The organism is Massilia phyllosphaerae (assembly GCF_034659755.1).
Lineage (GTDB): Bacteria > Pseudomonadota > Gammaproteobacteria > Burkholderiales > Burkholderiaceae_D > Telluria > Telluria phyllosphaerae.
The window spans coordinates 68,917-83,705 of record NZ_JAXSQX010000006.1 but is presented as its reverse complement, the minus strand read 5'-3'; the positions used below and the strand labels follow the sequence as shown (position 1 = coordinate 83,705).

Here is a 14,789-nt window from a genome sequence, read left to right as displayed (position 1 = left end):
ATGAGCACCGACACCCCCACCCCGAAACCCGGCAAGCGCAGGCTGGTCCTGCTGGCGATCACCGCCGCCTTCGTCGCCGCCGGCATCGGCTACGGCGCCTATTACACGCTGGTCGCCTCCAAGCGCGTCGAGACCGACAATGCCTACGTCGGCGGCAACCTGGTCAATGTCTCCTCGCAGGTGAACGGCAGCGTGGTCGAGATTCGCGCCGATGAGACGCAGATGGTGAAAGCCGGCACCGAGATCGTCAAGCTGGACCCGGCCGACGCCGCCGTCAACCTGGCCCAGGCCGAGGCCAGGCTGGGCCAGGCCGTGCGCCAGCAGCGCGAGCGCTACACCAACGTCGAGCAGTACCAGGCCATGATCGAACAGCGCCGCGTGGCCCTGAAGACGGCGCAGGAAGACCTGGCGCGGCGCCTGCCGCTGGCGGCGGACAACGTGGTCTCGGGCGAAGACGTGGCGCACGCGCGCCGCGCTGTCGACGATGCCAAGGCCGCGCTGGAAGTCGCGCAGCGCCAGCTCGCGGGCGCGCGCGTGTCGGTGGCCGGCGTGGCCCCCGCCGAGCACCCGACCGTGCTGGCCGCCAAGGCCGAGTACCTGGGCGCCTGGCTGGCCGCGCGCCGCAACGCCATCGTGGCGCCGGTAAGCGGCTACGTCGCCAAGCGCAGCGTGCAGGTCGGCAGCCGCATCGCCCCGGGCGCGCCGCTGCTCTCGATCGTGCCGCTGGACCAGCTGTGGGTCGACGCCAACTTCAAGGAATCGGAACTGCGCGACATCCGCGTCGGCCAGCCGGCCACAATCGAGGCCGACATCTACGGCAGCAAGGTGACTTACCACGGCAAGGTGGTCGGCCTGGGCGCCGGCACCGGCAGCGCCTTCTCGCTGCTGCCGGCGCAGAACGCCAGCGGCAATTGGATCAAGGTGGTGCAGCGGGTGCCGGTGCGCATCTCGCTGGATCCGAAGGAACTGGCGGCGCATCCGCTGCGGGTGGGATTGTCGGCCACCGTCGACGTCGACATCAGCGCGCAGGGTGGCAGCGTGCTGGGGACCGTGGCGGCGCCGTCGCCGGCTTATGCGACGAATGTGCTGGACCAGCCCTTGCAGCAGGCGCAGCAGGCAACGGATGCGATTGTGGCTAGGAATATGGCGAATTGAGATTCACTGCGGTGTGAAACATCGTTAGCCATAAAACGTCGCCCCTGCGAAGGCAGGGGCCCAAGTTTTCGGCTACACCACGAACTTGGACCCCTGCCTTCGCAGGGGCGACGGTTTCTAATCCAGCTTATTTCAGGACGACCGGCGTCAACGCCCGCCCACTCTTGAACCACGTCCGCAAATTATCCAGCATCAGCTGCGCCATCGCCGCCCGCGTCTCGCGCGTGGCGCTGCCCAGGTGCGGCGTCAGCATCACGTTGTCGAGCGTGAAGAAGCGCGGGTCGATGGCCGGTTCGTTGTCGAACACGTCCAGTGCCGCGCCGGCGATGGTGCCCTGCTCCAGCGCATCCAGCAGCGCGCGCTGGTCGATTACCGAGCCGCGCGCCACGTTCACCAGCCAGCCCTGCGGCCCAAGCGCCGCCAGCACGCGCGCGTCGACCATGTGGGTGGTCTCGACGCCGCCCGGCGCCACCACGATCAGGATGTCGACGTCGCGCGCCAGCGTGGCCAGGTCCGGCTCGTAGCGCCAGGCCAGGTTCTGGTCGCTGCGGCCGTGGTAGGCCAGCGCCACGCCGAAGGGTTCGAGGCGGCGCGCGATATCCTTGCCGATGCGGCCCAGGCCGACAATGCCGACGTGCTTGCCGGCCAGGCTGGTCGACAGCGGAAAAGCTGTACCGGCCCAGCGCCCTTCGCGCACGAAGCGGTCGGCCTGCGGCAGGCGGCGCAGCAGCGACAGCAGCGTGCCCACGCACAGCTCGGCCACGGCGGCGTTCAGCACGTCGGGCGTGTTGGTCACCACGATGCCGCGCCGGGCCGCGAGGCTGAGCGGGATCAGGTCGTAGCCGACGCCGTTGGTGGCGATGATCTCCAGCCCAGGGAGACGCTCGACCAGCGCGGCCGGCACTTCCAGGTTGCTGCGCGTGACCACGCCGCGGATGCCGGCCGCCAGCGCCGGGTCGCGTTCCAGGTCGGCCACGGACAGGCAGCGGAACTCGGCGTCGATCTGCGCCTGTACCTCGGACGGAAACGCACCGATCTGCAGCAGGTCGACCTGCGGCTGCGCGCTCATCGGCCCGTGGCGGCCTGGCCGATTTCCAGTTCGAAGGTGGCCACGCCGTCGACGCCGCCGCGCACGCGGTCGCCCGGGTTCAGGGCGTCGACGCCGGACGGGGTGCCGGTGTAGATCAGGTCACCCGGCGCCAGCGCGACGAAGCGCGACAGGTAGGCGATGACGTCGGCCACCGGCCAGATCATCTCGTTCAGGTTGCCTTCCTGCTTTCGCTGGCCATTCACCTCGAGCCAGATGGCGGCGTTGTCCGGATGGCCGACGGCGCTCACCGGCTGCAGCGGGCTGCACGGGGCCGAGGCGTCGAAGCCCTTGGCCATGTCCCACGGCCGGCCGTCCTTCTTGGCGATCGCCTGCAGATCGCGCCGGGTCAGGTCGAGGCCGACGCCATAGCCCCACACCAGGTCGAGCGCCTGTTCGGGCGCGATGTCGGTGCCGCCGCCCTTCAAGGCCACTACCAGTTCGACTTCGTGGTGCAGTTCCTGCGTCGACGGCGGATACGGAACGCTGCCGCTGGCCGGCACCACGGCATCGGCCGGCTTGGTGAAGAAGAACGGCGGTTCGCGGCTCGGGTCGCTGCCCATTTCGCGCGCGTGGGCGGCGTAGTTACGGCCGACGCAGAACACGCGGCGTACGGGGAAGGTCTGGTCGGAACCGGCCACGGCGAGGGCCGGGGTGGCGGGCGGGGTAATGACGAAGGCGGTCATGCTGATCCTTGTAAAGACGATGGTCCGGGCGCCTGTGTCTCGGGCGCATCGGAAAGCGTATCACAATCGACATCTTTGCGAGGATCGAGAAGCACGTCCCCCTACCAAACACGTCACCCCCTACCAAACACGTCGCCCCCGCACCAAGCACGTCGCCCCCGCCTGCGCGGGGGCGACGTTGATTGATGGTGCTACGGTGCCGGCAATACCGATTTCAGCCGGCGACGATCAGAACTCTTCCCAATCGCTTTCCACCACATCGCGTGCGGCCGCCGGCTTAGTTACCGGCTTGGTTGCCGGCTTCACCGCCGATGTTGCAGCCGGCTTGGCCGCCGCCGGCGCGGCAACCGCGGGCGCAGGCGCACGCTTGGCCGCCGCCGGCTTCGCAGCCGCCAGGCGCGGCGCAGCCGGTGCCGGTGCCGAGGCCCTAATCGGCGCCCGATGCACGGCCACGCCACCCGCATGCGCATCCAGGCGGAACACCGCCACCGCCTCGGTCAGGCGGGCCGCCTGCTCCTGCAGCGATTGCGAGGCCGCCGCGGCTTCCTCGACCAGCGCCGCGTTCTGCTGGGTCACGCCGTCCATCTGGGTCACCGCCTCGTTGACTTGCTGGATGCCGGCGCTCTGCTCCTGGCTGGCCGAGCTGATCTCGTTGAGGATGTCGGCCACGTGGCGCACGCTGGTCACGATTTCTTCCATCGTGGCGCCGGCGTCCTTCACCAGGCGGCTGCCGGCTTCGACACGCTCGCTCGAGTCGCCGATCAGGCCCTTGATTTCCTTGGCCGCCGCGGCCGAGCGCTGTGCCAGGCTGCGCACCTCGCCCGCCACAACGGCGAAGCCGCGGCCCTGCTCACCGGCACGGGCGGCTTCCACCGCCGCGTTCAGCGCCAGGATGTTGGTCTGGAAGGCGATACCGTCGATGACCGCAATGATGTCGACGATCTTGCCGGAAGCGGCATGGATCTGTTCCATCGTCTGCACCACTTCCTGGATCACCTGGCCGCCGCGTGCGGCCACGCCGCTCGCGGTGTCGGCCAGCGTGTTGGCCTGGCGCGCGTTGTCGGCGTTCTGCTTGACGGTCGAGGTCAGCTCTTCCATCGACGATGCGGTTTCTTCCAGCGAGCCGGCCTGCTGCTCGGTGCGCGCCGACAGGTCGAGGTTGCCCGCGGCGACTTCCGACGACGCGGTGGCGATGGCATCGGTGCTGCTGCGCACCGTGCCCACGGTCGCAACCAGCTGCTCGTTCATGGTCTTCAGCGCCTTCAGCAGCTGGGCCACTTCGCAATCGCCCTTGGCATCGACCTTGCTCGTCAGGTCGCCGGCGGCGACCGCGTTGGCGACGTCGAGCGCATGGCGCACCGGGCGCGTGATCGATACCGTGATCCAGCGCGCCAGCAGGACGGCACCGGCCAGGATGACGAGGCCGAGCACGATCATCAGTGTACGCGTCTGTTCATAGGTATGCTGGGCCTCGAACGCCTTCTTCTGCGCCAGCCCCTTCTGCACCGCGATCTGCTCGGCGACTGCCAGCTTGAGCGCGGCCAGCGTCGGACGCAGTTCCTTGATCAGGTAAGCCTTTGATCCGGCGACGTCGCCGGCGTCGATCAGGCGCACCAGCTCTTCCTGGCCTTTCAGGTAGCGGGCACCGGCTGCCTGCTGCTTGGCCAGCACCTCGCGCGCCTTCGGATCGTGCAAGACACTGTCCAGCTTTTGCAGGATGGCTTCGATTTCCTTGCGCGAGGAACTGATCTCCTCGACCTGCTTGGCGCGGTCGGTCGGGTCGTCGTTCAGCATCATGTTGCGTACCGCGAGGGCGATATCGCTGATTTCAGTCTGCATGCGCGTCGGCAAGTCGATGCGCGGCATGCGCTGGTTGACGATCTCGTCGGTACCGTCGTTGACCCGGCCCAGCATGACCGTACCCTGCCCGACCATGAAGACCAGGGCAGCGCAGATCGTGCCAAAACCGATGGCCAGACGCGTTCCAATTTTTAGATTTCCAATGTTCATTCTTATCTCCGCTTGAATCCAATCCGAGGCGGCGCTATTGCCTGCCGTATTTACCGCACGAGCAATTTACGGCTCAGTATGGTGTGGATTCAATGGCTAAGAATTAACAGATGGCAATAATTTGCAGATATTACGATTGCAATGCAACAATTTAGTGCATAGAAATAAAGGACCGATAACACCTGTTCAATAAATTTCGGCGGCCGCCGAGCGCACCGCGCGCAGCAGCAGGTCGGCCCCCGGCGACAACAGATGGTCGCGCTGGCGGATGATGCCGAAGGCATCCATCTTGCACGGCAGCTCGATCGGCAGGATGCGCATCACGTTCAGCGAGGCGTAATACTGCGCCACCTCGAGCGGCATCACGTGCAGCGAATCGGTCTGCTGCAGCAGCGCCGTGATCACCAGCATGGCGGTGGTGTCGACCACGTTGGCCGGCGGCTCGAGGCCGGCGCGGCGGAACATCATGTCGAAGCGGTAGCGCAGGATGCTGCCGTGCGGCGGCAGGATCCAGGGCAGCGGCGCGATGTCCTTCAATTGCAGCTGGGCGCTGTCGAGCAGGGGGTGGCCGGGCCGCACCACCGCGCACGCCGGCTCCTCGGTCAGCTCTTCGTAGATCAGGCCCGTGGTGTCGATGGTGTCGAAGATGCGGCCGATCATGAAGTCGAGGGTGCCGTGCTGGAGCTTGTCGAGCAGGACGTTGCTGGTCTCGAGCTGCACGCCGATGCGCAGCAGCGGCGCGTCTTCCTTCACACGCGCGATCGCGCGCGGTAGCAGCGCCATCGCCGGCGCCATGATCACGCCCACCTCGACCTGCCCCGACAGCCCGGCCTTAAGGGTGACGATGTCGTCGTGCGCCAGCGCCAGGCTGGTCAGGGCCATGCGCGCGTGGCGGATCATGGTCTCGCCGTAGATGGTCGGCTCCATCCCGCGCGGCAGGCGCTCGAACAGCTTCACCTCGAGCATCTCCTCGAGGTCCTTGATCTGCTTGGACGCCGCCGGCTGGGTCATGTGCAGCTCGTCGGCGGCGCGGTGGATGTTGCGGTAATCGTCGAGGGCGATCAGCAGCAGCAGCTGGCGCGTCTTGAGGCGCGCCTTCAGGAACCAGTTGGGATTCGATGCGTCCATCAGCTGCGCCCGCCCATCACCCTTTGCACCACGCAGAACACGAACAGCAGCCCGCCAATGACAATCTTGGTCCACCACGAACTGAGGGTACCGTCGAAGGCGATCAGGGTCTGGATCGCCCCCAGCACCAGCACGCCCGACAGCGCGCCGGCGATGTAGCCGTAGCCGCCCGTGAGCAGCGTGCCGCCGATCACCACCGCCGCGATCGCATCCAGCTCCAGCCCCTGGCCGTGCAGCCCGTAGCCGGACAGCATGTAGAACGCGAACAGCACGCCACCCAGCGCCGCGCACAGGCCGCTCAGCGCATACACGCCGACCTTGGTCCGGCCGACGTTCAGGCCCATCATCGCGGCCGACTGCTCGTTGCCGCCGACCGCATACACGGCGCGGCCGAAGGCCGTGAAATGCGCCAGCCAGACCGCCAGCAGCAGCACGACCAGGGCGATCACGGCGCCAGGCGACAGGAAACCGCCGAGGAAAGGCACCTGGGTCTGCGACACCGCCACGAAGAAAGGCTGGTCGATGGTGATCGACTCGGTGCTGATCAGGTAGCACAAGCCGCGCGCCAGGAACATGCCGGCCAGCGTCACGATGAAGGGCTGCAGCTTGAAAAAATGGATGATGGCGCCCATCGCGCCGCCGAACAGCGCGCCCAGCACCAGCACCGCCAGGATAGCCAGGCCGGGCGGCCAGTGCGCCGTCTGCAGCAGCCAGGCCGTGATCATGGTCGACAGGGCCAGCACCGAGCCGACCGACAGGTCGATCCCGCCGGACAGGATCACGAAGCCCATGCCGACCGCGACGACCAGCAGGAAGGCGTTATCGATCAGCAGGTTGAAGCCGACCTGCAGCGACAGGAAGCCGGGATAGGCGGCGCCGCCGATGCCGAGCATGGCCACCAGCAGGATCACCGTCACCAGCGAGGTGAACCAGGGCGCGGAAGAGAGTCCGCGGGCTCCGCTTGCGAGTGCGCTCATGCGGTCCTCTTCTTGAGTAACTGGCGAAGTTCACTCAACTTCGCCCCCGACTGCGAGATGCAGACGATGAACACGACGATCGCCTTGACCACCATGTTCACTTCGGGCGGCACGCCCAGCGAATAGATCGTGTACGTGAGCGTCTGGATGATCAGCGCGCCGATCATGCTGCCCGCCAGGCTGAACTTGCCGCCGGCGAGGGAGGTGCCGCCCAGCGTGACCGCCAAAATCGCATCCAACTCCAGCAGCAGGCCGGCGTTATTCGCGTCCGCGCTCTTGATGTTGGACGTGATCAGGAGCCCGGCCAGGCCGGCGCAGGCGCTGCAGAACACGTAGACGAAGATGATCAGCGTCGCCGTGCGCAGGCCCGCCAGGCGCGCCGCCACCGGATTGATGCCGACCGTCTGGATGAACAGGCCGAGCGCGGTCTTCTTCACCAGCAGCAGCGTCAGCGCGAACAGCGCCGCCACCACGAACAGCGAGAATGGCAGCCCGGCCAGGTAGCCGCTGCCGAGGAAGAAGTACGGTTTGTAATACACGGTGACGATCTGGCCGTCGGTGATCAGCTGGGCCAGGCCGCGCCCGGCCACCATCAAGATCAGCGTTGCCACGATCGGCTGCAGGCGGATGCCGGCCACCAGTACCCCGTTCCACAGCCCGCACAGCAGGGCGACGCCGACGGCGGCCGCCAGCGCCATGCCCATCGGCGTGTTCGCCACGTATTCGGGCACGCCGTTGTTGACCACCATGGTGCCGCCGATGAGGGTGGCGGCGACGGTGCCGGACAGCGCCACCACCGCACCGACCGAGATGTCGATGCCGCGCGTGGCGATCACCAGCGTCATGCCGAGCGCCGCCAGCATCAGCGGCGCCGCGCGGTTCAGGATGTCGACCAGGGCGCCGTACAAGTGGCCGTCCTTGATCTCGAGGCGGAAGAAGCCGGGCACCAGCAGCGCGTCCAGGGCCAGCAGCACGATCAGGGCCGCGGCCGGCCGCAGCAGCGGGTGCTGGAGCAGCACCGTGCGCAGCGACGCGGCCGGTGCTTCGGGCTTGCCGAGGGCGGGATCGACGCGTGTATTCATGCCCCCTCTCCCGCGATCACCTGCAGCACCGAGGTCTCGTCCAGCTCACCGCGGCGGTACTCGCCGCACGCCTTGCGGTCGCGCATGACCAGCATGCGGTCGGACACGCGCAGCACTTCCGGCAGTTCCGACGAAATGAAAAGAATCGACATGCCCTTGCGGCACAAGTTACTCACGTAATCCATGATTTCCTGCTTGGCGCGCACGTCGATGCCGCGCGTCGGTTCGTCCAGGATCATCAGCCCCGGCTCGGTGGCCAGCCAGCGCGCCAGTAGCACCTTCTGCTGGTTGCCGCCGGAGAGCGAGCCGATCGGGGTCTCGATGCTGGCGGTCTTGATGCCCAGCCATTTGACGTAGTCGGATGCCAGCTGCTGCTGGCGCTTCATCGGTATCGCGCGCCAGATACCCTGGCGCGCCTGCAAGGCGAGGATCACATTCTCCCGCACCGACAGCGGCAGGATCGCGCCCTCGTGCTTGCGGTCTTCCGAGCAGTAGCCGATGCCCTGCGCGATCGCGTCACGCGGATTGGTCAGCTTGACGCGCTTGCCGTCGACGTCGATGCTGCCGGCGTCCGCGCGGTCGGCGCCGAACAGCAGGCGCGCGGTCTCGGTGCGGCCGGACCCCAGCAGGCCGGCCAGGCCGAGCAGCTCGCCGCGGTGCAGCTCCAGGTCGACCGGCTGCAGCACGCCCTTGCGCGCGATGCCGTGGGCGGTCAGGAACACTTCGCCGCGCGCTCGTGCTTCCTCACCTTGTGCAGTGCCGTGCTCAGCATCGGCCGGCGCGCCGATCATCTTGTTCACCAGCGCCAGGCGCGACAGCTCGGCACACGGGTATTCGCCTTCGCGCTCGCCGTTGCGCATCACCGTGATGCGGTCCGAGATCGCGTAGGTCTGGTCCAGGAAGTGGGTGACGAACAGGATCGCCATGCCTTCCGCACGCAGGCGGCGCAGCACGCCGAACAGGGTCTGCACCTCGGCTTCGTCGAGGCTGGAGGTCGGCTCGTCGAGGATCAAGACCTTGGCATCGGTATGCAGGGCGCGCGCGATCGCCACCATCTGCTGGATCGCCAGCGGATAGCTGGCCAGCGGCTTGCCGACATCGACTTCGATCTGCAAACGCTTCAGCAACTCGGCCGCCTGGCGCCGCATCGAGCGCCAGTCCACGAAACCAAAGCGGCGCGGATAGCGGCCGATGAAGATGTTTTCCGCGACCGACAGGTTCGGGCACAGGTTCACTTCCTGGTAGACCGTGCTGATGCCGAGCGCCTGCGCATCCTGGGTCGAGCGCGGCCGGATCGGACGGCCGTCCAGCAGGATGCTGCCGCTGTCGGGCTGGTAGACGCCGGTGAGCACCTTGATCAGCGTGGACTTGCCGGCGCCGTTCTGGCCCATCAGCGTGTGCACTTCGCCGGGGAACAGGCGCAGGCCAGCGTCGCACAGCGCCCGCACGCCGGGGAAGTGCTTGTGGATGCCGGTGACGTCGAGCACCGGCTGCATGCCGCTACTGAGGGCCGTCATGGCCGGCTCAGTATTTGCGGTTCGGGAATTCCTTGGCCGCGACTTCGGCCGGGAACACGCCCTCGGTGACCGTGATGCGCTGCGCGACCGGCTTGCCGGCGGCGACCGCCTGCGCGGTCTGCATCAGGGTCGGCCCGAGCAGCGGGTTGCACTCGACGGTGGCGTTCAGCTTGCCCTGCATCATGGCCTCGAACGCGCCGCGCACGCCGTCGATCGAGACGATGACGATGTCCTTGCCCGGCTTCAGGCCGGCTTCCTCGATCGCCTGGATCGCGCCGATCGCCATGTCGTCGTTGTGCGCGTACAGCACGTTGATGTTCTTGCCCTCCGACTTCAGGAAGGCTTCCATCACCTCCTTGCCCTTGGCGCGCGTGAAGTCGGCGGTCTGCGAGCGGATGATCTTCATCTTCGGATTGCCGGCGATGACTTCGGCGAACCCCTTCTTGCGGTCGTTGGCCGGCGCGGCGCCGGTGGTGCCCTGCAGCTCGACGATGTTCAGCTGCTTGCCCGGGTACTTCTTGGCGTAATCCTGCAGCCAGCGCCCGGCGCGGCGCCCCTCTTCGACGAAATTGGAACCGATGAAGCTGACGTACAGCGACGGATCGCTGACCTTGACCGCGCGGTCGGTCAGGATCACCGGGATCTTGGCATTCTTGGCTTCGCGCAGCACGGTCTCCCAGCCGGTCTCGACCACCGGCGAGAACGCGATCACGTCGACGCGCTGGGCGATGAAGGAGCGGATCGCCTTGACCTGGTTCTGTTGCTGCTGCTGGGCGTCGGCGAACTTCAGGTTGATGCCGGACTGCTTGGCGGCGGCCTTGATCGAGGCGGTGTTGGCGGTGCGCCATTCGCTTTCGGCGCCGACCTGGGAGAAACCGATGGTGAGGGGTTTGGCGGCAAAGGCCGGGAGGGCGCTGCCGGCATATGCTGCGGCGAGCATGGCGGCGCCCAGCAGGGTTCTGCGGGTGAAAGTCATCACGTGGTCTCCGTATTTTTGTTCCACAATACTAGACCAGACTGGGATACTCATCCAATCATTTTTTTGATGGATGTAATATATTATTTGATATCACAATGGTTTCCCGTCAGCCTCGTTTCCATCACGCATCAGCCTCAGGTGATACAAGCTGCCGGCCGTCGATCCCTCCTGCGCCACGAACTTGATCTCCAGCTTGCCATCGGCCTGCAAGCCCGTCGGCAGTGCAAAATCTCGCGTGTAGAACCCCTGGGCGTCGTCCTTCGCCAGCTCGACCTCTGCCAGCCGCTGCCCATTCACCAGGATAGCGAAGCGCCGCCCACCATCCGCGCGCGCAAAGGTCAGCTGGAGCGTCTTCGCCTCCCGCTTCGGATCGTTCAACTGGTAACTGAACCATTGACTCGCCCGCCGCCAGTGCCGCCCCTTGGTGATCCCGGACTCCGTCCCCTCCCCCTTGAAGAAGTGATCCGACTCCGGCTGCTGCTCGCCCGGCGCCACCTGGTCGATGGTGCGCGCATCCAGCGCCAGGCGCTCGGCTTCCCTGGCCGCATTGTCGGCACGCAGGCGCGCGTACTCGCCCCGCGTCGACTGCGGCCAGTACATCGTGTAGCGCGCATCGTGCAGGCGGAAGAAGGGAATGAACTCGGTCGACGCCCCGGTGCCGCCGCCCTGTACCAGCCCAGCCGGCGCGCGGAAGGTCAGCGGCTTGCCTGGCACCGGCTGGAAGCGCCGGATGAAGTCGCGGCGGTCCGACACGAAGGTCGGGGCCGACTCCAGCGGGCAGACCTGGCCCTTGGCGATGTGGCCCATGCGCGAATCGTCGGCCAGGAAGTTCAGGTGCTCGGCCGGGAACGGGTTGGTCTTCGCGGCCAGCACGATCGGGCCGTGCAGCACCGCGTAGTAATTCGACTTGTCCGGCATCTGCTCCAGGCGCGTCGTCATCGGCAGGCTGAGGTCGACGCGGTCGCCCTGCTTCCACATGCGGTCGATGCTCAGGTAGCCGCCGGGCGCAGCGTCGACACGCACAGGGCGGCCGTTGATGCGCACGTCCAGCTCGCCGGCGCCGACCCAGGCCGGGTAGCGGATCTTCATCGTGAAGCGCGCATTGCCGTCCACCGTGATGCGCGTGCCCGCTTCGTCAGGGAAGCTGTTGGTTTGACTGAGTGACACGCCCTTCTCGCGCCACTGCAGCGTGGAGGGAATGAACAGGTTGACGAACAGCGCATCACCCTCGTGTGCATAAATGAATTCGCCGTACTTGGCATGGCTCTCGATACCGGAACCGACGCAGCACCACATCGCCTGATCTATCTGCGAATACACGCGGTAGTGGTTTGGCCGCATCGGCGTGAAGTAGACGAAGCCGCCGGTGCCGGGCCGTTGCGAGGCCAGGATGTGGTTGTACAGCGCGCGCTCGTAATAGTCGGCGTACTTGCCCTGCTGGTTCGCGAGGAACAGCATCTCGGTCAGCTTGAGCATGTTGTAGGTGTTGCAGGTCTCCGGCCCCTCCACCTCGTCGATCATCGGGCTGAAGTCGGCGCTGTCGTGGAAATGCTCCTTGACGCTGTTGCCGCCGATGGCGACCGTGCGGTGCTCGACCACGGTCTGCCAGAAGAAGGCGGCGGCTTGCCGCATATCCTTGCGGCCGGCGAGTTCGCCAATGCGCTCGAAGCCGATCACCTTCGGGATCTGGGTGTTGGCGTGCAGGCCGGTGAGCTTGTCCTCCCCCTTTTCCAACGGCTGCAGCACCGCCTGGTGCGAGAACTTCAGCGCCAGGTCCAGGTATTTGCGCTCGCCGGTCATCTGGTAGACGTCGGCCAGCACTTCGTTCATGCCGCCATGCTCGCTCTTGAGCATGGCCTGCATCTGCGCGTCGCTCAAGTGGCTGGTCAGGCGCAGCGCCCAGTCGGACAACGCGATCAGCATGACGCGCGCATCCTCGTTGCCGGCATAGCGGTACGCGTCGCGCAGGCCGGCGTAGACCTTGTGCAGGTTGTACCAGGGGACCCACTTGCCGTTGACCGAGAAACTGTCGGCGCGCAGCCGGCCGGCGGCGACGTCGCGCCAGGCGGCGTGGCCGCCGGGGATGCCGCCGAGGTAGCCGTCGCCATTGGCTTGCTGGGCGCGTTTCAGCTCGGCGATGCAGTAATCCAGTCGGCGTTTGACTTCGGGGTCGCCGGTCGATGCAATCATCAATGCCAGCGCCGACAGGTAATGGCCGCCCATGTGGCCGTCGAGGCCCGAGGATTCCCAGTTGCCGTAGCTTGGCTGCTTCGGCTGCAGGCCGGCTTCGCGCAGGAAGGGGGCCAGCAGGCGGTCCGGCTCCATCGCCATCAGGTAGTTCAGGTCGGTGGTCTGGGCGTCGAGGAAGGGACTCGGGCCAAGGCGTACGTCGCTGAGTGGGAACAGGTCTGCGGCGTGGGCGGAGACGATGCCCAGGGCGAGCAGCAGCGTGGCGAGGATGCGGCGATGCGGCATGAGCGTCATGTCAGCCTCGGTATGGACGGTGCGTATCGACGCGTGGACGGCGTTCGAGGCGCGTGATTGCGGGTGGCCCGGTATAGCCGTCCACCCTACCGGTGGGCACGTGGTGCCCACCCTTCGATACGCTGGTTCAGCCCTCGATGGCCAGCACCATCACCGCCTTGGCCGGCACCTTGACGGTCAGCTTGCCGCCGCTGGCCGCTGCGCTGAACGGTGCCGGTTTGATCGCCTGCGGTTTCTCGAAAGTGTTGTGGGCGTCCATCGCGTCGGCGGTCAGGACCTGGCCGCGCACCGTACCCGCGGCCTGGCCGGCGACGTCGAGCGTCACGTCGGTCGCCTCGCGCGGGTTGGTGTTGACCAGGGCGACATAGACCTTGCCGTCCTTGGCGCGCGCGGCCGAGGCGCTGATGCCGGGCACGCCCTGGCCATTGGCGCCATAGGTCGTGTTATTGGCGAGCGTGACCGGCAGCGAGGTCGCGTCCTGGAACGGGATGTACATCTGGTAGGCGTAGTAGGTCGGCGTCAGCAGCATCCTGTTCTTGTCGGTGATGATCATGGCTTGCAGCACGTTGACCATCTGCGCGATGTTGGTCATGCGCACGCGCTCGGCGTGGGCATGGAAGATGTTGAAGTTGAGGGCGGCGACCACGGCATCTCGCAAGGTGTTGCGCTGGAACAGGAAGCCGGGGTTGGTGCCCTGTTCGACGTCGTACCAGGTGCCCCACTCGTCGACGTAGAAGCCGATCTTTTTCTTCGGATCGTTCTTGTCGAGGACGGCGACGTTCTTGCGGATGAAGTCTTCCATGCGCAGCGTGCGCTGCACGGTCGAGAACCATTCGCTTTCCGGAAAGCCGACCGCGGCGCCCTTCCTGTCCCATTCGCCGGTCGGCAGCGTGTAGTAGTGGAAGCTGATGCCGTCGGTGACGCGGCCGGCGTCGCGGCTCAGGACGTCGGTCCAGGCGGTGTCGTCGCCGGTGCCGCCGCTGGCGATCAGCTTGGGCATGCGCTCCTTGGGCGCCTTCAGGAAGGTGGTGTAGTGGTTGTACAGGCTGGTGTAGTACTCGGGCTTCATATTGCCGCCGCAGCCCCAGGCCTCGTTGCCGATGGCGAAATAGGCGACCTTGAACGGCTGCGGGTGGCCGTTCCTGGCGCGCAGCTGGGCCAGGCTCGACTGGCCCGTCGACGTCATGTACTCGACCCACTCGGCCATTTCCTGCGGGGTGCCGGTGCCGAGGTTGCCGTTGACGTAGGCGTCCGCGCCCAGCATCTCGGCCAGGTCGAAGAATTCGTGGGTGCCGACCGCATTCGTTTCGGGCACGCCGCCCCAGTTGGTATTGACGCTCACCGGGCGCTTGCTGCGCGGGCCGATGCCGTCCTTCCAGTGGTATTCGTCGGCGAAGCAGCCGCCCGGCCAGCGCACCAGCGGCACGTGCAGCGCCTTCAGTGCGCCCACCACGTCGTTGCGCCAGCCGCGCGTGTTCGGGATTTTGGAGTCGGTACCGACCCACAGGCCTTCATAGATGCCGGTGCCGAGGTGTTCGGCGAACTGGCCGTACACGTTCTTGTTGATCACCGCACCGGGCTTTGCCGTGTCGACGCGGACGCTGACCTGGGCCAGGGCCGGGCTCGAGGCAAAAGCGGCCATGACGCCGAGCGCGACGAGGGTGGATTTGAAAGCCTGCATGTG

At 66.6% G+C, this 14,789-nt stretch carries 11 protein-coding genes; 1 reads left to right on the top strand and 10 read right to left on the bottom strand.

Translation table 11 applies throughout. The features are described from left to right. Complete coding sequence (locus U1H99_RS21600) at positions 1-1,155, top strand: HlyD family secretion protein (protein WP_323143784.1); 1,155 nt, start codon at positions 1-3, stop codon at positions 1,153-1,155. Positions 1,156-1,282: 127 nt separating this feature from the next. On the opposite strand, the gene U1H99_RS21595 is transcribed toward U1H99_RS21600, so the two are convergent. The 10 genes from U1H99_RS21595 to U1H99_RS21550 all read right to left on the bottom strand — a co-directional run bounded on the left by U1H99_RS21595 (position 1,283) and on the right by U1H99_RS21550 (position 14,786). After that, complete coding sequence (locus tag U1H99_RS21595) at positions 1,283-2,224, bottom strand: 2-hydroxyacid dehydrogenase (RefSeq protein ID WP_323143783.1); 942 nt, start codon at positions 2,222-2,224, stop codon at positions 1,283-1,285. Beyond that, complete coding sequence (locus U1H99_RS21590; RefSeq protein ID WP_323143782.1) at positions 2,221-2,928, bottom strand: fumarylacetoacetate hydrolase family protein; 708 nt, start codon at positions 2,926-2,928, stop codon at positions 2,221-2,223. The genes U1H99_RS21595 and U1H99_RS21590 overlap by 4 nt, the downstream gene beginning before the upstream one ends. Before the next feature lie 228 nt (positions 2,929-3,156). After that, positions 3,157-4,938, bottom strand: coding sequence for a methyl-accepting chemotaxis protein (locus U1H99_RS21585; protein ID WP_323143781.1), 1,782 nt, complete (start codon positions 4,936-4,938; stop codon positions 3,157-3,159). A gap of 186 nt (positions 4,939-5,124) precedes the next feature. Then, on the bottom strand, positions 5,125-6,066 hold the full coding sequence (locus tag U1H99_RS21580; RefSeq protein WP_323143780.1) for a LysR family transcriptional regulator: 942 nt from the start codon (positions 6,064-6,066) through the stop codon (positions 5,125-5,127). After that, positions 6,066-7,043, bottom strand: a complete 978-nt coding sequence (yjfF, locus tag U1H99_RS21575) for a galactofuranose ABC transporter, permease protein YjfF (protein ID WP_323143779.1) — start codon at positions 7,041-7,043, stop codon at positions 6,066-6,068. The genes U1H99_RS21580 and yjfF overlap by 1 nt, the downstream gene beginning before the upstream one ends. Further along, entirely contained in the window at positions 7,040-8,125 is a 1,086-nt protein-coding gene (locus U1H99_RS21570; protein ID WP_323143778.1) for an ABC transporter permease, read from the bottom strand. Before U1H99_RS21570 ends, yjfF begins: the two co-directional genes overlap by 4 nt. Continuing rightward, positions 8,122-9,642 (bottom strand): sugar ABC transporter ATP-binding protein, encoded by a 1,521-nt coding sequence (locus U1H99_RS21565; protein ID WP_323143777.1) that lies wholly within the window; start codon positions 9,640-9,642, stop codon positions 8,122-8,124. Before U1H99_RS21565 ends, U1H99_RS21570 begins: the two co-directional genes overlap by 4 nt. Positions 9,643-9,649: 7 nt before the next feature. Further along, positions 9,650-10,618, bottom strand: a complete 969-nt coding sequence (locus tag U1H99_RS21560; RefSeq protein ID WP_323143776.1) for an ABC transporter substrate-binding protein — start codon at positions 10,616-10,618, stop codon at positions 9,650-9,652. Positions 10,619-10,711: 93 nt separating this feature from the next. After that, positions 10,712-13,105, bottom strand: a complete 2,394-nt coding sequence (locus U1H99_RS21555) for a beta-L-arabinofuranosidase domain-containing protein (RefSeq protein ID WP_323143775.1) — start codon at positions 13,103-13,105, stop codon at positions 10,712-10,714. Between the two features lie 127 nt (positions 13,106-13,232). After that, positions 13,233-14,786: an alpha-N-arabinofuranosidase gene (locus U1H99_RS21550; RefSeq protein ID WP_323143774.1), complete on the bottom strand. Its 1,554-nt coding sequence runs from the start codon at positions 14,784-14,786 to the stop codon at positions 13,233-13,235. Positions 14,787-14,789: the final 3 nt, after the last annotated feature.

Excerpts from the sequence above, each read along its gene's own strand:
- U1H99_RS21580 (WP_323143780.1), bottom strand. The coding sequence starts at position 6,066 with ATGGACGCATCGAATCCCAACTGGTTCCTGAAGGCGCGCCTCAAGACG.
- U1H99_RS21590 (WP_323143782.1), bottom strand. The coding sequence starts at position 2,928 with ATGACCGCCTTCGTCATTACCCCGCCCGCCACCCCGGCCCTCGCCGTG.
- U1H99_RS21570 (WP_323143778.1), bottom strand. The coding sequence starts at position 8,125 with ATGAATACACGCGTCGATCCCGCCCTCGGCAAGCCCGAAGCACCGGCC.
- U1H99_RS21550 (WP_323143774.1), bottom strand. The coding sequence starts at position 14,786 with ATGCAGGCTTTCAAATCCACCCTCGTCGCGCTCGGCGTCATGGCCGCT.
- U1H99_RS21555 (WP_323143775.1), bottom strand. The coding sequence starts at position 13,105 with ATGACGCTCATGCCGCATCGCCGCATCCTCGCCACGCTGCTGCTCGCC.
- U1H99_RS21585 (WP_323143781.1), bottom strand. The coding sequence starts at position 4,938 with ATGAACATTGGAAATCTAAAAATTGGAACGCGTCTGGCCATCGGTTTT.
- U1H99_RS21600 (WP_323143784.1), top strand. The coding sequence starts at position 1 with ATGAGCACCGACACCCCCACCCCGAAACCCGGCAAGCGCAGGCTGGTC.
- U1H99_RS21565 (WP_323143777.1), bottom strand. The coding sequence starts at position 9,642 with ATGACGGCCCTCAGTAGCGGCATGCAGCCGGTGCTCGACGTCACCGGC.
- yjfF (WP_323143779.1), bottom strand. The coding sequence starts at position 7,043 with ATGAGCGCACTCGCAAGCGGAGCCCGCGGACTCTCTTCCGCGCCCTGG.
- U1H99_RS21560 (WP_323143776.1), bottom strand. The coding sequence starts at position 10,618 with ATGACTTTCACCCGCAGAACCCTGCTGGGCGCCGCCATGCTCGCCGCA.
- U1H99_RS21595 (WP_323143783.1), bottom strand. The coding sequence starts at position 2,224 with ATGAGCGCGCAGCCGCAGGTCGACCTGCTGCAGATCGGTGCGTTTCCG.